Source organism: Tunturibacter empetritectus (assembly GCF_040358985.1).
Taxonomy (GTDB): Bacteria; Acidobacteriota; Terriglobia; order Terriglobales; family Acidobacteriaceae; genus Edaphobacter; species Edaphobacter empetritectus.
This window is the reverse complement of the sequence record NZ_CP132932.1, coordinates 3,922,608-3,940,375: the sequence shown is the minus strand read 5'-3', so window position 1 is coordinate 3,940,375 and position 17,768 is coordinate 3,922,608. Positions and strand designations below refer to the sequence as shown.

At 60.2% G+C, this 17,768-nt stretch carries 13 protein-coding genes; 9 read left to right on the top strand and 4 right to left on the bottom strand.

The genetic code is table 11. The features are described from left to right. The first annotated feature begins 242 nt into the window (after positions 1-242). From RBB75_RS16425 to RBB75_RS16410, 4 genes are all read left to right on the top strand, one after another. Entirely contained in the window at positions 243-1,796 is a 1,554-nt protein-coding gene (locus tag RBB75_RS16425; protein ID WP_179637763.1) for a hypothetical protein, read from the top strand. Between the two features lie 139 nt (positions 1,797-1,935). Continuing rightward, positions 1,936-2,991, top strand: coding sequence for a class I SAM-dependent methyltransferase (locus RBB75_RS16420; protein WP_179637762.1), 1,056 nt, complete (start codon positions 1,936-1,938; stop codon positions 2,989-2,991). Positions 2,992-3,118: 127 nt separating this feature from the next. After that, positions 3,119-3,499 carry an HPF/RaiA family ribosome-associated protein gene (locus tag RBB75_RS16415; protein ID WP_179637761.1) on the top strand — a complete coding sequence of 127 codons (381 nt, stop codon included), beginning with the start codon at positions 3,119-3,121 and terminating at the stop codon, positions 3,497-3,499. A gap of 954 nt (positions 3,500-4,453) precedes the next feature. Then, positions 4,454-5,716, top strand: coding sequence for an alginate lyase family protein (locus RBB75_RS16410; RefSeq protein WP_353068692.1), 1,263 nt, complete (start codon positions 4,454-4,456; stop codon positions 5,714-5,716). Here the strand turns inward: RBB75_RS16410 and RBB75_RS16405 are convergent. From RBB75_RS16405 to RBB75_RS16390, 4 genes are all read right to left on the bottom strand, one after another. After that, positions 5,713-6,369: a bifunctional 4-hydroxy-2-oxoglutarate aldolase/2-dehydro-3-deoxy-phosphogluconate aldolase gene (locus RBB75_RS16405; RefSeq protein WP_353068691.1), complete on the bottom strand. Its 657-nt coding sequence runs from the start codon at positions 6,367-6,369 to the stop codon at positions 5,713-5,715. The genes RBB75_RS16410 and RBB75_RS16405 overlap by 4 nt on opposite strands. 20 nt (positions 6,370-6,389) lie before the next feature. Next, positions 6,390-7,490 carry a sugar kinase gene (locus RBB75_RS16400; RefSeq protein WP_179637758.1) on the bottom strand — a complete coding sequence of 367 codons (1,101 nt, stop codon included), beginning with the start codon at positions 7,488-7,490 and terminating at the stop codon, positions 6,390-6,392. After that, positions 7,487-8,302 (bottom strand): 5-dehydro-4-deoxy-D-glucuronate isomerase, encoded by an 816-nt coding sequence (gene kduI, locus RBB75_RS16395; protein ID WP_353068690.1) that lies wholly within the window; start codon positions 8,300-8,302, stop codon positions 7,487-7,489. The genes RBB75_RS16400 and kduI overlap by 4 nt, the downstream gene beginning before the upstream one ends. A gap of 80 nt (positions 8,303-8,382) precedes the next feature. Continuing rightward, positions 8,383-8,928 carry a hypothetical protein gene (locus RBB75_RS16390; protein ID WP_353068689.1) on the bottom strand — a complete coding sequence of 182 codons (546 nt, stop codon included), beginning with the start codon at positions 8,926-8,928 and terminating at the stop codon, positions 8,383-8,385. A gap of 104 nt (positions 8,929-9,032) precedes the next feature. Between RBB75_RS16390 and RBB75_RS16385 the strand changes: the two genes are divergently transcribed. From RBB75_RS16385 to RBB75_RS16365, 5 genes are all read left to right on the top strand, one after another. Continuing rightward, positions 9,033-9,818 carry a glucose 1-dehydrogenase gene (locus tag RBB75_RS16385; protein ID WP_353068688.1) on the top strand — a complete coding sequence of 262 codons (786 nt, stop codon included), beginning with the start codon at positions 9,033-9,035 and terminating at the stop codon, positions 9,816-9,818. 83 nt (positions 9,819-9,901) lie between these two features. Further along, complete coding sequence (locus RBB75_RS16380) at positions 9,902-10,099, top strand: DUF1771 domain-containing protein (protein ID WP_353068687.1); 198 nt, start codon at positions 9,902-9,904, stop codon at positions 10,097-10,099. A gap of 65 nt (positions 10,100-10,164) precedes the next feature. Beyond that, positions 10,165-11,178, top strand: a complete 1,014-nt coding sequence (gene yiaK / locus RBB75_RS16375; protein ID WP_353068686.1) for a 3-dehydro-L-gulonate 2-dehydrogenase — start codon at positions 10,165-10,167, stop codon at positions 11,176-11,178. A 133-nt stretch (positions 11,179-11,311) separates the two neighbouring features. After that, positions 11,312-13,129 (top strand): ABC transporter ATP-binding protein, encoded by a 1,818-nt coding sequence (locus tag RBB75_RS16370; protein ID WP_353068685.1) that lies wholly within the window; start codon positions 11,312-11,314, stop codon positions 13,127-13,129. 103 nt (positions 13,130-13,232) lie between these two features. Continuing rightward, on the top strand, positions 13,233-17,720 hold the full coding sequence (locus tag RBB75_RS16365; protein ID WP_353068684.1) for a glucoamylase family protein: 4,488 nt from the start codon (positions 13,233-13,235) through the stop codon (positions 17,718-17,720). Positions 17,721-17,768: the final 48 nt, after the last annotated feature.

Below are 17,768 nucleotides of genomic sequence, written 5' to 3'. Positions count from 1 at the left end.
TAATCCGCGCAATAGAGCAACAAGCTGTAAAAAACAGTTGTTTATAAGACTCAAAGAGGTACGAAATCCAGCTTGTCCTTCGTCTAACCTCTGCTATAAAAAGAGCTGAGTAGACGGCTCACGGTGAAACATATGATATGAAACTGCGTCCATTCATACTCAAGCGTTAAAAACTGGAAGCGCAGTCTACACCCAGAAAATAGCGTACGAAGCAATGTTGAAGATTTTCTGGGAGACACAATTTGGTAGTTTTATCCGTTGACTCAGCAGCCTACGAAACCGCACCGGCTACTCTCGACCGCTCCAGCAACAATGTAAGAAATAGAGTCATCCCCCTCACGGCTCTCGCCTCAGCCACCTTCCTGCTCCACGGCTATCATCCCTACTCGCAGGATGGAGCCATCTACGTCGCAGGACTCGAGCGAACCATCAACCCCTCGCTCTTTCAAGCCGACGCTATATTCGTCGACGGCCACAGCAGGCTCTCCCTCTTCTCCCATCTCCTGGCCTGGATCTCCATCCACGCCCACCTTCCCTTCAATATCCTTTTGTTGTTCCTCTACAGCCTCTCCATCTTTGCCTTCCTCTTCGCCTCTCATCTCCTTGCCATGCGGCTCTTCCGTTCGGAGTACGCCCGATGGAGTGGCACCCTCCTCGCCGCCGTCTGCCTCACCATGCCCGCCGCAGCCACGTCTTTGCTGGTGGCAGATCCCTATCTCACCGCCCGCTCGCTCTCCACCCCGCTCACTCTGCTCGCCATCGTCGCCTGCCTCGATCGCTCCTGGACCCGCATGGCCGTCTTCACCCTTCTCGCCTGTGCACTTCATCCGCTCATGGGCATCTACCTGGTCGGCTTCCTCTGCACGCTGATGCTGCTCAACCAACGTCGTGCACTCGCCGCCACAGCTCTCTGCGGAGCCGCCTTCCTCCTCTGCGGCCTCATCGCCTGGATCACCTGGCACGACCCCATCTCCCCCTACTACCGCGAAGCCGCGCTCAGCCGTAGCTACTACTTCCTCTCCCGCTGGCAAGACGAGGAGATCCTCGGCCTCATCGCCCCGCTTCTCCTCATGGCCTTCGTCGCCATAAAGTCCGGCCTCCGCTCCAACACCGGCAAGCTCTGTCTGGCCTGCGTCTTCACCGGAGCCACAAGCTGCCTGGCCTCCCTCTGCTTCGTCCACCCCAGCCACCCCGGCCTGCTCATGCGCCTTCAGGTGCTGCGAAGCTTTCACACCATTTACGTCCTCGGCCTCGTCATGCTCGGCGGCTTCATCGGCCGGCACATCCTCCGGCGAAGGGTCCTGCCAGGAATCGCCGTTCTCATCATTGCCATCGCAGGAATGGCCTATGGCGATAACCAGTCCTATCCCGTCTCCTCGCACATCGAATGGCCCTGGGAGCGTCCATCCAGCCCCGAGGAGCAAGCCTTACTCTGGGTCCGCACCCACACGCCCCCGCAGGCCCTCTTCGCCTCCGACTCCACTACAACCCATAGCTCCGACGACGAACCCGGATTCCGCGCCATGGCGGAACGAAGCACCCTCAACGACAGCAAAGACGAGGGAGTCTCCTCTCTCTTTCCTGCACTGGCTGCCGTATGGGGTCCCTATCGCGACGCGCAACTAGGTCTGAATCACCTCACCGACGTCGAAAGGACGGAGCGGCTGCGCCCCTACGGAGTCACCTGGCTCCTCCTCTCCCCCCAGGCAGCTACCGCCTTCTCCTGCCCCTACCGCAACTCCGCCGTAGCCGTATGCCAACTCAACACGGTACCCGCAACCCTCGCAAAAAAATAATAGACCCGCTTCTCGGTTTGCCGGTGCACTCTTTTGCTGCACAACCCATATCGTCTTTTTAATCAAAAAGTCGAACTGAGCTTCGCGATCCAGGGCCGCTTAGGACTACTATTATGGCCTGCTTCGGAGGGCAGACCCTATGGCATTGGATATGGAAAAACTCAATGCATTTGTTGGGCGCTTTGTCGGCGATCTCGGAGCAACAGCACACGCAGGCATGGTGGTTATCGGGGAAAAACTCGGTCTCTACAAGGCACTCTCCAGTCAGCCGATGACCTCCGCCGAGCTTTCGGCCAAGACCTCAACCGATGAGCGTTATGTCCGTGAATGGCTCGCCTCGCAAGCCGCCGGCGGATACGTCACCTACGACGAGAAGGCAGGCAAGTTCAGCCTGTCTGAGGAACAGGCCTTCACCCTGGCGAACGAAGACAGCCCGGCCTATCTCCCCGGTGCCTTTGAACTTGCACTCGGCTCTCTTGCAGCGGTTCCACGAATCACCGAGTCGTTTCGCACAGGTGCCGGAATGGGTTGGCATGAGCACGACGAGGGTGTCTTTCACGGATGTGAAAAATTCTTCCGGCCTGGCTACGCAGCCAATCTCGTGAGCTCCTGGATTCCTTCGCTCGACGGCATCCAGCAAAAGCTCGAATCAGGGGCTCGGGTCGCCGACGTGGGCTGCGGAAAAGGTGCCTCCTCAATTTTGATGGCGCAGGCATTTCCTAACTCCCACTTCTTCGGATTCGATTATCACGACCAATCCATTGCTGGAGCTCGCGACTCTGCGAAGCGGCAAGGACTCGCTGACCGTCTTACGTTCGAAGTCGCCAAAGCCAAAGAGTACCCTGGAACGGACTACGACTTCGTCACGGTCTTCGACTCTCTGCACGACATGGGTGATCCCGTCGGAGCCGCAACCCATGTCCTGCAGTCTCTCCGCAGCGACGGCACCTGGATGATCGTTGAACCCTTCGCCAATGATGATTTAAAGGACAATCTAAATCCTGTAGGCCGGGTCTACTACTCGTTCTCAACCCTCTTGTGTACGCCTTGTTCCCGATCGCAGGAGGTCGGACTTTGCCTTGGCGCGCAATCCGGAGAAGCCCGCATCCGCGACGTCGTAACCAAAGCAGGCTTCCGTCGATTCCGGCGAGCTGCGGAGACCCCCTTCAACATAGTCTATGAAGCTCGTCCCTGATCGAAGTACCTGATTGACAATCAAAAAGTTTTGCACAACTTGCTAACCTCGCAGCCTCAAAAACCCAGCCACTTCTTGCGAACTCAATGCGTCTAACCTCGCATGTAAGTGAGAAGGAGTTTAACGAATGCAGATTCAGATCAGCAGCGATAAAAACATCTCCATGCATAAAAAACTCTCCAACCTGATCGATTCCGACCTTCATCGGATCCTCAACCGATTCAAAGACGAAATCACCCGCGTTGAAGTCCACCTCAGCGACGAAAACGGAGACAAGTCAGGAGCTCAAGACAAGCGCTGCCGCCTGGAAGTCCGTCCTAAACGCCATCAGTCGCTGGCCGTCACCAACGACTCCTCCGACATTCCCACCGCCGTCACCGGTGCCGCCGCCAAGATGCAACGGCTTCTGGTCAGCACCTTCGGCCGCATCGAAGACAAAAACCGCGGCCTCACCACCAGAACCAGCGGCGAGGGCCAGAACCTCGTCCTGAAACCAGAAGCCATCTAAAACCTCCCAAGGGGGGAGTCATCCCCCCAACGGGACCAGCGACACCAACAAATGTGCTGTCGCATTACTCTGCCGTCACCTGCTCCCGACGTCCAAACCTTCCCCCCTCAAACAAAAGTCTTCACCTCGACAGAAGCTGTACACAGTCTCATCGTTGCGGGTGCCCCATCCTTTCGCAGTCTCATCGCGATAGGGTGGGGTATTCGCGCAAAAGCGCGAACCGCAGTTCGTCTTCGCCTGCCTGTTCTCCCCAATCCAAAAAGCCGCATCATCTCGACCAAAGCTGTTCACACTCTCACCGCGAACAACGCAGCGGAAAGCCCCCGCATCTCGCCGTCAGCCCAACCCGTTGTGGGTGCCCCATCCTTTCGCAGTCTCATCGCGATAGGGTGGGGTATTCGCGCGAAAGCGCGAACCGCAGTTCGTCTTCGCCTGCACCTGTTCTCTCCAATCCAAAAAACTCCGTCATTTCGACCAAAGCTGTTCACACTCTCACCGCGAACAACGCAGCGGAAAGCCCCGCATCTCGCCGTTAGCCCTTCTCAAAAACCCAACCCGTTGCCGCCCAGCATTACGCAGAAAAACCGTCCCCAAAAAACTTGTCAACCCCCAAACCGCAGATCCCCCTTCACCACAAAGCTTTACGCGTGGCGCATTAGTTTCCATCCACAAGCTAAAATAGAAGCAGGAACAAAATCGCCACCGGCACACGCTCGGCATTTTTATGGAAGGCTGGAGCAAACTATTTAACCAAAAAACGAGGAATCTCCCCTAACCCGCTCATTCCAGATATTTTGCGCACAACCAATTTAGGATCAATATTTTACAGACACCACCCCACTGTAACCCATTGATTAGAAGCACGTTCCGTCCAAGATACCCCGTGGGGAGAGGGGTGTACCCGGACAAACCAGAACCCGTGGTACTCTTTCCGCCGAAGAGGCTCAAACCCCCATGGCCGTCACCCGCCGCACCTTCTGCTCCCAAGCCGCGACCCTCCTCCTCTCCCCGCATCTCCTCCACACCCAAACCCAGACCCAGACCCAACCCACCGCCCGCCCCGACGTAGCCGCTATCGACCACGACCGCATCCTCGCCCAGGCCAACCGCTACCTCACGCAGCCTCCTGTGCCCCTCACCACCCTTTCCTGCCCCCGTAGCCCCGGCACCCCCCACGACTTCTACTCCGAACCCGAAGATTTCTTCCCCGACCCCGCCAACCCCACCGCACCGTGGACGCAACAGACCCAACACACGAACCCGAGCCCAGACCTCAATCCCGACGCCTTCACCGCCCACCGCGACGCCCTGCTTAACCTCAGCCTCACCGTCCCCGCCCTCACCGCCGCCTACCTCCTCACCACCGACCTCCGCTACGCCCAGCAAGCCGCCGCCCACCTCCGCGCCTGGTTCCTCACCCCCGCAACCAGCATGACCCCCACCCTCCAAAACGCCCAAACCATCCCCCCCGCAAAAAATGGTCGCCTCGAAGGAGTCGTCGAGGCAGTCCACCTCGCAGAAGTAGTCCAATCGCTCCCCTTCCTACTCAACTCCGAAGCCCTAACCTCCGAAGAACTAGCCGGGCTGACCAGATGGTTCACCGCCTACTTAGACTGGCTCAACACCTCACGCACAGCCGGCCTCGCCCGCGACAACAAGAGCCATCACGGAACCTCATGGCTCCTCCAGGCCTCCGCCATCGCCCGCCTCACCGAGCCAGCCGACGATCGACCACTCACCACACTCCGCCACCAGTTCAGAACCTCCACCCTCCGCGCCCAGATCGTCTCCGACGGCACCTTCCCCCACGAACTCACCACCCCCAACCCCTACCGCAACACCCTCTTCAACCTCGACATGCTCGCCGCCATCTGCCTCCTCCTCTCCACCCGCTTCGAGAGCGCCTGGGAGTACGAGCTGCAGGACGGCCCCGGCATGCACACCGTCATCGCCCGCCTCTACCCCTACCTCCTCAACCGCGGCACCTGGCCCTACCGAGCCGACGCTACCTACTTCACCTCGCTCCCCCTCCGATCCCCAGGCCTCCTCTTCGCCGCCCGAGCCTACGACCGCCCCGAGTACGCCGCCCTCTGGAAGACCCTTCCCCCCGACCCACCCAACGCCGAACTCCAGCGCACCTTCCCCATCCGCCAGCCCCTCCTCTGGACCACCCGCCCAAAGCCTTGGCTCCCCTCTGGCACCCACGCAAAAAACTAAATCGGGTGCCTCGAACGAAACGCCTTCACAATCTCGAGGTATCTCCGCGCAATATCGGTGATCGCCTCAGGTCGCCCGTCCGCAATCATCTTCTTGTCCACCAGATCCGAGCCAACTCCAAGCGCAAACGCACCCGCCTCCAGGAACTCCGCCGCCGTCCCCAACACCACGCCGCCAGTAGGAATCATCTCGATATGCGGCAACGGCCCCTTAAGAGAAGTAAGGTACTTCGGCCCACCCATCGCACTCGCCGGAAACACCTTCACCACATCCGCCCCAGCCTGCCACGCCGTTACAATCTCCGTCGGAGTCAGCGCACCCGGCAGCACCGTAACCGAATACCGATGACACATCTCGATCGTCGCCACATTCAGCGCCGGACTCACCACAAACTGAGCCCCCTCGAGGATGCACATCCGAGCCGTCTCCGCATCCAGCACCGTCCCCGCCCCAATCAGGATCTCCGGCCGTTGCTCTGCCAGCCGACGCATCACCTCAATCGCCCCCGGCACCGTCATCGTCACCTCAAGCACGGTCACCCCACCCGCCGCAATCGCATCCGCCAGCGCCAGCGCCTGCTCCACCGAATCCGCCCGCAAAACCGGCACCAGTCCAATCTCCCGCAACTCCCGCAATACCGCAGTCTTCTCCATTGCTCTCCCTAATCTCAACTCTACCGCTGCACTCCAGCCGACCCACCCGCCATAACCCGCTCCACCTCACTCAGCGTCGCCATCGAACTATCCCCCGGCGTCGTCATCGCTAACGCCCCATGCGCCACGCCGCAATCAAGCGCCCACTGCAAGCCCTTCGCCTCCATCAACCCATAGATCAAACCTGCCGCAAATGAATCCCCACCACCCACACGGTCCAGCACCTCAAGATCATCGAATCGAATACTTTCGCAGACCCTTCCCCCCGCATACCCAAACGCCCCCCAGTCGTTTCTGTTCGCCGTCTTCGGCCTCCGCGTCGTCGTAGCAATCACCTTGATATTCCCGAACTCCTGGCACACCCGCGTGGCCATCTCCCCATAGCTCTCGTAACTATGCCATGGCGCACCATGCGAAGCGTCACACAAGACCGCCGCCAAATCCCCCACATGCCCAAACATCACATCCACAAAGGGAGCTAGCATCCGATTCACATCGCTCGCTCCCTGCCGCCCACCGGCACTCTTCCACAGTGACGGCCGATAGTTACAGTCATATGACACAACCACCCCGTGCCGCTGCGCCGCCACCATCGCCTCTCGAGCCACCGCAGGCGCCTCCGCCGACAGCGCACACATCACCCCACCCGTATGAAACCAGCGCACTCCCTCTCCGGCAAAAATCCCATCCCAATCGACCTGCCCCGGCTTCATCTGTGAGATCGGCGTATGCCCCCGATCCATCATCCCCATAGCGCCGCGCAATCCAAATCCACGCTCCAGAAAGTAGATTCCGTTGCGCGCCTCCCGCCCTATTCCGTCATACTCGACCCACTGCAGATGCGACAGATCAACACCGCCCTCCCGCATCAGATCTTCGAGCAATCGACCCACCGGATTATCCGCGAGCACCGTAACAACTGATGTTCGTCTCCCGAAACACCGGCGCAGCCCGCGCGCCACGTTGTACTCGCCACCGCCCTCCCACACGCGGAAGTGCCGCGCTCCCGCAATCCGCTCTTCGCCAGGATCAAACCGCAGCATCACCTCACCGAGACTCACCAGGTCCCACCTGCAAGCGTCCGCCGCATGAATCGTCAACCCAGCCGAGGCATCGCTCATCTCAAGTCCGCAATCGATACAGGGTCCATGTCGTCGTAAGCTTGATTCTCGCCACCCATCCCCCAACAAAAAGCATAGTTCTTCGTCCCAACTCCAGCGTGGATCGACCAGCCCGGCGATACCACTACCTCCTTATCCGCCACTACGAGGTGACTCGTAGCATCGGGCGGTCCCATCAAATGCAGTACACGGTGCGCAGGATCCACATCGAAGTAAAAATAAACCTCACTCCGTCTCTTATGTGTATGCGGAGGCATAGTATTCCAGTTACTTCCGGACTCCAGCAAAGTAAATCCCATCACTAACTGGCAGCTCTTAATTCCATCCTTGTAGATAGCTTTATAAATAGTCCGCTTGTTACAAGTCTCGGCAGATCCTAACTGCAATCCCTGCAAATCAGCAAACTTCACCATCACAGTCGGATACTCCGCATGAGCTGGATAACTCAAGAGATAAAAGTAAGCCGGATCCTTCGCGCTCTCACTCGAAAAAGTAACTGCCTTACTTCCACGACCTGCATAGAGACAGTCCAGCTTACCCATCTCAAAGCTCTTTCCATCTACCACCACCGAACCAGCCCCACCTACATTTAAAACCCCAAGCTCACGCCTCTCCAGAAAATACTCCGAGCGCAACTCCGGCTCAGTCTCAAGTGTCAGCTCCTCGCTAACAGGAACTGCCGAGCCAATCACCGTTCGATCGAGGTCCACATAGGCAAATTCGATCTCCCCCACTTCAAACATCCCCTCCAGCAGAAAGGTCTCCCGCAACTCCTCGGTGTTCATCAACCCGTAGCGCACCGCATCTGCCATCTGACAAAGCCGCATTCCCTATCTCCGATCCAATCCAGTATAAGAGCCCCCGCGCTATTAGCATCCGCGGGCCGACCTGGCTATTTCGCAGCGACGCTTCCTTCAACCGCCGGCTTCTCAACTTTGATGACAAAGATCGTGATCGTCTGCCCTGGCCCTTCAATCGCCTGGTGCGGCGTCCCCGCCGTAATGTGAAGAATATCTCCCCTATGCAGCACATGAGCTGTAGCACCCTCCAGGCGCGACCCACGCGTCTCCCCATTCTCGCCTTCCTTTGCATCGACCACCGTGCCACCCGTTAGTTCTGTCCCTTCTCCGTCCACCACAATCAGAAAGTCGGAGTAGTAGGCATGCACCTCGGCCCCACCGCTCTTCGCCCTCGCAGTAATCATCGTGTAGTGGCCCGGATACTTCTCGAGCGTCGCACCGGAGCTCCCGTTCGCACTCGCCTTCGCCTTCTCAAGCTGCTCGGCGCCGCGGGTCGCAACATCACTCGGCGTCAGCAGATCCACTAACCCAACCCGTGCCTGCGTAACCGCTCCAGGCGTCGTTGCCTGCGACCACCCCGCCGATACCGCCAATATCCCGGCCCCCAAAACAGCCGTCAGCCTCGTCAACCACCACATATAGTTTTCTCCTCAAACAATACCCAACCATACGGACCCCCCGCTTCGTCGTCAACCTCTCCTTCCGTTTGCTCCTCAACTCTGATCCCAGTACATTGGCCTAGATGCCCACCAAGCCCTTCAACATTCTCGAAAGCTTCCGCCTCGACAACAAAGTAGCCCTTGTCACCGGCTCCGCCAGCGGCCTCGGCGCAGCCATCGCCATCGCTCTCTCGCAAGCAGGAGCCACGGTAGCCTGCCACGGCAACCGCCGCGCCGCCACAGAGACCGCCGCAGCCATCGGCGAAAATGCCGCAGCCTTTCACGCCGATCTCGCCTCCCCTACTGGCGCCGAAGATCTATTCACCCAGGTCAAAGAAAGATTCGGCCGCGTCGATATCCTCATCAACAACGCAGGAACCATCCTCCGCGCCGCCGCCGAAGAGGTCACCCTCGAAGACTGGCAGCAGGTCCTTCAGGTCAATCTCACCAGCGTCTTCCAACTCTCCCAACTCGCCGCTCGCGACATGATCCCGCGCGGCGGCCTTGGCACAAACTGCGGAAAAATCGTCAACATCGCCTCCCTCCTCAGCTTTCAGGGCGGCATTCGCGTCCCTGCCTACGCCGCCAGCAAAGGCGGAGTCGCCCAACTCACCAAGGCCCTCGCCAACGAGTGGGCCCCCAAAGGCATCCAGGTCAACGCCATCGCACCCGGCTACTTCGCCACCACCAACACCGAAGCCCTCCAGGCCGACGAGACCCGCAACCGCCAGATCCTCGACCGCATCCCCGCCGCTCGCTGGGGCCAACCCGAAGACCTCGCAGGCGCTGCCCTCTACCTCAGCTCTCCCGCCAGCAACTACGTCACCGGGACCGTCCTCACCGTCGACGGCGGCTGGATGGGCAGATAAAAGATGGGCAGATAGAAGATAGGCAGACAGAATCTGCTCCCACTTTAGCCTGAACAAGCATCCAAGAAGCCAAGGAGTACATCATGCCGCAGAGCCCGCACGACCGCGCCGCCGAGTATCACAACAAAGCCGCCCACGCCCACCAGGCCGCAGCCACAGCGCACGGCAAAGGCGATCACCTCACCGCCCACGAGCTCTCCCAACAAGCCCACGAGCACTCCACGAAAGCCTTTGAGCATTCAAAGGAGGCGAATGATCGCACCGCATCCAGCAAGAACTAACCGCTCTGCATCCGCGCATGAACTATATCGACTTAGACAAGTTCGACAGCCTCTAAACTGAAACCATGCTTCGAGTCCCCTTCGACCAACTCCACGCGGCCCTCCTCCGCGCCATGCAGCAACTCGGCCTCACCCACGACCGCGCCGACTTCTGCGCCCGCCTCTTCGCAGAAACCACCCGCGACGGCATCTACACCCACGGCCTCAATCGATTCCCTCGCTTCGTCGAAACCATTCGCAACGGCAGCATCGACATACACGCCGAACCCACCAAATCCGCCGGCGTCGGAGCCATCGAGCGATGGGACGGCCATAGCGGCATCGGCAATCTCAACGCCCACGCCTCCATGCAGCGAGCCATCGCCCTCGCCCAACAACACGGCATAGGCGCAGTCGCTCTCGCCAACACCAACCACTGGATGCGCGGCGGAACCTACGGCTGGCAGGCCGCCGAGCAAGGCCTCTTCGCCCTTTGCTGGACCAACACCCTCGCCAACCTCCCTCCCTGGGGAGCCACCACGCCCGCCCTCGGCAACAATCCCCTCGTCATCGCCGTCCCCCGTCCCGGCGGCCACGTCGTACTGGACATGGCAATGTCGCAGTTCTCCTACGGCACACTCGCCGCCTACAGCAAACGAGAGCAACCTCTCCCCGTCGACGGCGGCTTCGACACCGCAGGCAATCTCACCCGCGATCCAGCAGCCATCGAGTCGTCCCAGCGCGCCCTCCCCGTCGGTTACTGGAAGGGCTCAGGACTCTCCCTCGTCCTCGACATGCTCGCCGCGATGCTCTCTGGCGGCCTCGCAACCCACCAGATTCCCAGCGATCCACTCCGCGAGTCCGGCCTCTCCCAGGTCTTCCTCGCCATTAGCCCAACCGCCATCGCCGATCCCGACGAACTCACCCGCATCGCCGAAGGCATCCTCGACTCCCTCCACCACGCAACCCCAGCCGACCCCAACAGACCCATCCGCTACCCAGGCGAACAGACCCTGCAGCTTCGAGAAGAGAACATGCGCCTCGGCGTCCCCGTCGACCCCGAAATCTGGCAGCAGCTAACCCTCTCCACAACTCAATGACCGCAAACCGCAAGAGCCAATCCGCCGCCCACGAACTATCCAACACCTGATAGCTTTACTGCATCCATTAAGTGCAGCCATAACTTCTATGTGACTCGTCCTTTCTCTTTTGCAGTCTCACTTTAGGAGCGATTTGAAAGACCCTGTGAAAGCTGAGAGTCCATGGCGCGATCGAATCAGCGCCCTCAAAAACATGCCCGCTGTCCTGCGCATCCTCTGGGAGTCAGGCCGCGCTGTCGTCACATGGGGGCTCTTCCTTCGACTGATCGTCGCCACCCTTCCCTTCGGCATCGCGAAGATCGCCGCATACATCCTCAACGACATCGCAGAAGTCATTCGCGGCCACGCCCTTGCCCCCAACTTCTGGAAGCTCGTCATCGCCGAGGTGGTCCTCAACGTCTCCCTCGGCCTCATCACTCGAGCCATCGACTACTCCGACTCCCTCCTCGCCAATCGCTATACCCAGTACGTTAGCGTACGCGTCATGGAGCAGGCCGCGCGTCTCGACCTCACCACCTATGAAGATCCCGTCTTCTACGACCGCCTCGAACGCGCCCGCGTGCAGGCCACCGACCGCCTCGCCATGATCCAGCAGCTAGGCCGTCTGGTCACGCAGATCATCACCACCCTCTCGTTCTCTGCCGCTCTCGCGCTCGCCTCTCCCTGGCTGGTCCTCCTCCTCGCACTTGGCGTCCTCCCCTCCTTCCTCGGCGAGACCCACTATGCCTTCCTCGGCTACGCAAAAAACTTCCGCCAGACCCCCGCCAAGCGTCAGATGGACTACCTCCGGCAGGTCGCCGGAAGCCGCGAAGGCGCGAAAGAAGTAAAGCTCTTCGGCTTGAACAAATTCTTCACAGATAGATTTCAAACACTCGCCAATCAGATCTACCTCGAAGACGTCACTCTCTCCAGATCGAAACTCATCGTCGGCGGTCTGCTCGGCGTCATCGGCACGCTCGGCTACTACGGAGCCTACGTCTACGTCATCTGGCGCACCCTGCACGGCGCCTACAACATCGGCCAGTTCGGATTTCTCACCACTGCCATCCAGCAAGCCAGCTCCAACCTCCAGCAGGTCTTCTCCACCGCCTCCGGCATCGCTGATCAAGCCCTCTTCCTCACCGACCTCATCGCCTTCTTCGACATGAAGCCAACCGTTATCTCCAACCCCGACGGGCATCCCGCCCCCGCGAAGATCCAACGCGGCTTCGAGTTCCGCAACGTCTCCTTCACCTATCCCGGCACCGACCGAACCGTCCTCAAAAACTTCAACCTCACCCTCTCCCCCGGAGAAAGAATCGCGCTCATCGGCGAAAACGGCCAGGGCAAGACCACCGTCGTCAAACTCATAACCCGTCTCTACGACCCCACCGAAGGGCAAATTCTCCTCGACGGCATCGACCTCCGCGAGTACAACCTCGAAGATCTCCACCGCAACATCGGAGTCATCTTTCAGGACTTCATGCGCTTCGAGATGACCGCCCGCGAAAACATCGCCGTGGGCCGCATTGATCAGCCCTATCAGGAGAGCGATATCGAACTCGCCGCCCACAAGAGCCTCGCCGACACCGTCGTCACGAAGCTCGCCGGCGGCTACGATCAGATGCTTGGCCGCCGCTTTGAAGGCGGCGTCGAACTCTCCGGTGGAGAGTGGCAGAAGATAGCCCTCGCCCGCGCCTATCTCCGCGATGCCCAGCTCCTCATCCTCGATGAGCCCACCGCAGCCCTCGACGCCCGCAGCGAACTCGAGGTCTTCGAGCGCTTCGCGGAACTGACCCTGGGAAAGATGGCCTTGCTCATCTCCCACCGCTTCTCCACCGTACGCATGGCCGACCGTATCGTCGTCCTCTCCGGCGGCCGGCTCCTCGAAGAAGGTAATCATCAACAACTCATAGAAAAAAATGGACTCTATGCGAGCATGTTTGAGATGCAGGCCGCAAGCTACAGGTAAGCTCACCCTCGCATCTCATCCAGTCAGCACCGGCAGAGTCGGCATCAGCAGATAATCGCAGTCAGCACCCGCCGCGGCGGGAGAATGGATTGAGAAAAGCTACATGGCACCATCTTCACAGAATCCTGTCACCACAGAACACGCTCTGCCGCTCACTGCTCCGGAGATGCCGACTGCGGGCCTCCCTGAAAAACCCTCCGTCTCTGACGAAGAGTTGAGAGCACGCGCCGATGCCATGAGCCGCCAGTGGGAGATGGTGCCGGCCAGCGTAAAATCCGACGGACTCTCAAAACGCCTCGAAAGCCTCAAACAACGCCTCACCGAAATCCTTCGCACCTGCAAAAAGACCGCCTCCATCCACGACCTCACCCCGGAGCTAGAACTCCTCGAGAGCACCCGCATGCTCGAGTCCGCGCTCGTCGCAGGAGACAACACCGCCGAAACCTTCGCCGCCCTCCCTCACGTCCGCGTAGACAAAGACAGCGATCTGCCGCGAGCCATCAATCTCACCGAAGGGTACCTCGTCGCAGCCCGCGGCATCTGGTCCGCTGAGTCCCTCACCGTCTACGTCCAGCAGGCCCAGCAACGCGACGCGCTTCTGCTCGAAGAGATCACAGTCCTCCCGCAAGCCCTCAAGCTCGCGCAGCTCGAATACATCCTTGACCGTGCCGAAGAAGCCTTCGCCGCCGGCCCCCTCCCGCCCATCGAGCAGTCGCCCTTCTCCGCAATCCTCCACAGCATGCGCCGCCTCAACCAGTTCGAGTGGCGCAACGTCCTCGAGCCTCTCATCGCCTTCGACTCCGTCCTGCGCGAAGACCCCGCAGCCGTCTTCGCTCGCATGGAGGACGAAACCCGCCACAACTACCACATGCGCGTAGCAGAGCTAGCCCACTACGCCGACGCCAGCGAGGTCCAAACCGCCCAGATCGCCCTCAACCTCGCACGCAACGCCGCTACAACCTCTGACCCCGATCCCCGCCTCGCTCTGCGCATCCGCCACATCGGTTACTACCTCTTCGCCGAAGGTCTCCCCGAACTTCACCGCCGCATCGGATACCACCCTCCCCCCATCGAACGAATCCGCGCCTTCCTCCGCCGCTTCAACGAAGACTTCTACATCCTGGGCATCTTCACGCTGTCCTGTCTCCTCATCGTCGCCATCATCGCCCCCCTGGTTCCGCATCACGCCTTCTGGCCGGTCATGGTAGCGCTCCTGCTCGCGCTTCTTCCCACAACCCAGGGCGGCGTCGACCTCATTAACAATACCGTCACCGCGCTCATGCACGCAGAGTCTCTCCCTAAGATCGATCTCTCCAAGAGCGTCCCCAGCGACGCCATCACCCTCGTCGTCGTCCCCACACTCCTGCTCAACGAGATCCAGGTTCGCGAGCTCTTCGACGAACTCGAAGCCCGCTACCTCTCCAACCAGGACCCAAACATCCACTTCGGCCTCCTCACCGATCTGCCCGACACCAAGGCCCGTCCCTTGGACGAAGACTCCAATCTCCTCGCCAAACTCGCAGCAGACTGCGTCGATCATCTCAACGCAAAATACCCTCGCACCAAGGGCGGAGCCTTCTTCCTCTTCCACCGCTACCGTGTCTTCAACTCCCGCCAGGGCGTCTGGATGGGATGGGAGCGCAAACGCGGCAAGCTCCTCGACCTCAACAAATTTCTCCTCAACGAGGAGGACAGCTTCCCTCTGAAAGCCGGGCCGCTCGAAATCCTGCAACACGTCCGGTACGTCATCACCCTCGACTCCGACACCCAACTCCCTCGCGGCACCGCGGCCCGCATGGTCGGCACCATGGCCCACCCGCTCAACCAGGCCATCGTCAACCCGCGCCTCCGCATCGTTACTCAAGGCTACGGCATCCTCCAGCCGCGCGTCGGTGTCAGCGTCGCCTCCGCCTCGCGCTCCCGCCTAGCCTCCCTCTACTCCGGCGAAACCGGCTTCGACATCTATACCCGCGCCGTATCCGACGTCTATCAGGATCTCTTCGGCGAAGGCATCTTCGCCGGCAAGGGCATCTACGAAGTCGCCATCCTCCACGAGGTCCTCGACCGCCGCTTCCCCCGCAACGCTCTCCTCTCGCACGACCTCATCGAAGGCTCTTACGCCCGCGCCGGTCTCGTCACCGACATCGAGATCATCGACGACTATCCCTCCCACTACTCCGCCCACACCCGCCGCAAGCACCGCTGGGTCCGCGGCGACTGGCAGATCGCGCGCTGGCTCTTCGCTCTCGTCCCCGACGAATCTGGCAAGTCCGTCCCCAACCCCATCAACACCGTCTCCCGCTGGAAGATCTTCGACAACCTCCGCCGCAGCCTCGTCGAACCCGTCACCTTCCTCCTCTTTCTCCTTGGCTGGTTTGTCCTCCCCGGCGGCGCACTCTACTGGACCATAGCCGGCTTGGTCCTTCTCCTCCTCCCAGTCCTTGTGCAACTTGGCTTCAACCTCGGCCGAGCTCTGCTCAAACTCAGCTTCGTCGGCGCACGCGAGGGTGTCCTCACCTTCGCCACCTCCTTCGGCTTCACCATGCTGAACCTCACCTTCCTCCCGCACCACATGTTCCTTGCCATCGACGCCATCGTCCGCTCTCTAAGCCGGACCTTGGTCTCCGGCAAACACATGCTCGAGTGGGAGACAGCCGCCCAGGCAGAATCCGGCAAGTCCCGAACCCCCCTCGACATCTACCTTCAGCTCTCCCCCGTCGCGGCCGTACTCATAGCCCTCGCCCTCGCCTTTCACAACATCTGGTCCCTCGTAGCCGCCTCTCCAGTCCTTCTTCTATGGGCCATCGCACCTCTGGTAGCCATCTGGCTCAACTCCCCGCCCCGCCGCGAAGAAGGCCCCCTCACCGCCGACGACACCAACTTCCTGCAGCAACAGGCGCTCTATATCTGGCGCTACTTTCACGACTTCGGCGACGAGAAAAATCACTGGCTCATCCCCGACAACGTCGAAGAGCAGAACACCCTCCAGATCAAAAAACTCTCCCCCACCAACCTCGGCATGCTCTTCAACGCCCGTCAGGCCGCGTACGAGTTCGGCTTCCTCACTCTGCCCGAGTTCGCCCAGGCCACGCTCGGAACCCTCACCACCTACGACCGCCTCGAAAAGCAACGCGGCCACATCTACAACTGGTACGACATCGAAACCCTCCGTCCCATCCTGCCCCACATCGTCTCTGCAGTCGACAGCGGCAATCTTGCCGCCTCCCTCTACACCCTGCGCACCGGTGCACTCGATCTCCTCAAGCGCCCCATCCTCGCGCCAGAAACCTTCGCCGGCCTGAAACAAATGCAGCAGCAACCCGTCAAGACCACCATCACTCTAGCGCCGGCCGAACCCCCGGCAACCGCGATCCGATCGCATCTCCGCTCCATCGCGCAACAATTCAAGACCGCGAGCGACGCTCCATCCAGTCAGGACAACAAGCAATGGTCGGCCAACGAGATCTCCAACTACCTCGCGGCGTTATCTCTCTTCGCCGAACGGTATACTCCCTGGCTTCTCCCCCGCTTCGAATCTCTCTTCGTCCCACCTCAACTCTACGGCTCCGAACACAAATCGATTCCAACCCTCCTCGACGCAGCCGAATATGTAACAGAATTAGAATCAAAACTCTCCGGCGCCTCACGCGACCTGCCAACAGACTCTCCCCTCGCCACCGCCGCCGCCGAGCTGTTAGCCCTCCTCCCAGCCACCCGGCAACGCCTCGCCCAACTCAAATCCGACATCACCTCCATCGCCAGCGAAGCAGAGCGCCACGCCGACGCCATGGAGTACGGCTTCCTCCTCGTCGAAGCCCGTCAGCTCCTCTCCATCGGCTACGACGGCAACACGCACGAGCTCTACTCCTCCTGCTACGACCTCCTTGCCTCCGAGGCCCGCATCGCCTCCTTCATCGCCGTAGCCAAAGGCGACATCCCCCAGCAATCATGGTTTCGCCTCGACCGCTCCCACGTCCTGGTCAACGGACGCGCCGCTCTCCTCTCCTGGACCGGAACCATGTTCGAGTACCTGATGCCGTCCCTCTGGATGCGCACCTTTCCCGACACCCTCATCGCTCGCTCCCTCGAGTCAGCCGTTCGCATTCAAAAGGATCACGTCCGCAACATCCCCTGGGGCATCTCCGAATCCGGCTTCGCCAAAAAAGATCCTCAAGGCCGCTACAGCTACCAGGCTTGGGGCATTCCCAAACTCGCACTGAAGTACGGCGCCGAAGATGGCCCCGTCATCTCGCCCTACTCCAGCTTCCTCGCCCTCCCTCTTCTTCGCAAAGACTCCATCGCGAATCTTCGTCGCATGGCAGCGATGGATTGGATGGGAGCCTATGGCTTCTACGAAGCAGCCGACTACACTGAAGGCCATCAACCCCAACTCGTGCGCTCCTGGATGGCCCACCACCAGGGCATGTGCCTTCTCGCCGTAACCAACCTGCTCAAGAACAACATCGTGCAGGACTGGTTCCACGGCACTCCTCGCGTCCGCGCCGCAGAGCTCCTCCTCCACGAAAAAGCCCTGAGCAAAGAGACACTCAAGGATCTGGAGAAGATCTCGAAGTTACAGGCAACCGAATAACAACCCACATCGCAACAAAAAGATGGGCAGTGGATTCAATCCCACCGC

Bases quoted from the DNA above. Each gene is read 5' to 3' on its own strand.
- RBB75_RS16420 (WP_179637762.1), top strand. From the start codon at position 1,936: ATGGCATTGGATATGGAAAAACTCAATGCATTTGTTGGGCGCTTTGTC.
- RBB75_RS16415 (WP_179637761.1), top strand. From the start codon at position 3,119: ATGCAGATTCAGATCAGCAGCGATAAAAACATCTCCATGCATAAAAAA.
- RBB75_RS16410 (WP_353068692.1), top strand. From the start codon at position 4,454: ATGGCCGTCACCCGCCGCACCTTCTGCTCCCAAGCCGCGACCCTCCTC.
- RBB75_RS16405 (WP_353068691.1), bottom strand. From the start codon at position 6,369: ATGGAGAAGACTGCGGTATTGCGGGAGTTGCGGGAGATTGGACTGGTG.
- RBB75_RS16400 (WP_179637758.1), bottom strand. From the start codon at position 7,490: ATGAGCGATGCCTCGGCTGGGTTGACGATTCATGCGGCGGACGCTTGC.
- kduI (WP_353068690.1), bottom strand. From the start codon at position 8,302: ATGGCAGATGCGGTGCGCTACGGGTTGATGAACACCGAGGAGTTGCGG.
- RBB75_RS16390 (WP_353068689.1), bottom strand. From the start codon at position 8,928: ATGTGGTGGTTGACGAGGCTGACGGCTGTTTTGGGGGCCGGGATATTG.
- RBB75_RS16385 (WP_353068688.1), top strand. From the start codon at position 9,033: ATGCCCACCAAGCCCTTCAACATTCTCGAAAGCTTCCGCCTCGACAAC.
- RBB75_RS16380 (WP_353068687.1), top strand. From the start codon at position 9,902: ATGCCGCAGAGCCCGCACGACCGCGCCGCCGAGTATCACAACAAAGCC.
- yiaK (WP_353068686.1), top strand. From the start codon at position 10,165: ATGCTTCGAGTCCCCTTCGACCAACTCCACGCGGCCCTCCTCCGCGCC.
- RBB75_RS16365 (WP_353068684.1), top strand. From the start codon at position 13,233: ATGGCACCATCTTCACAGAATCCTGTCACCACAGAACACGCTCTGCCG.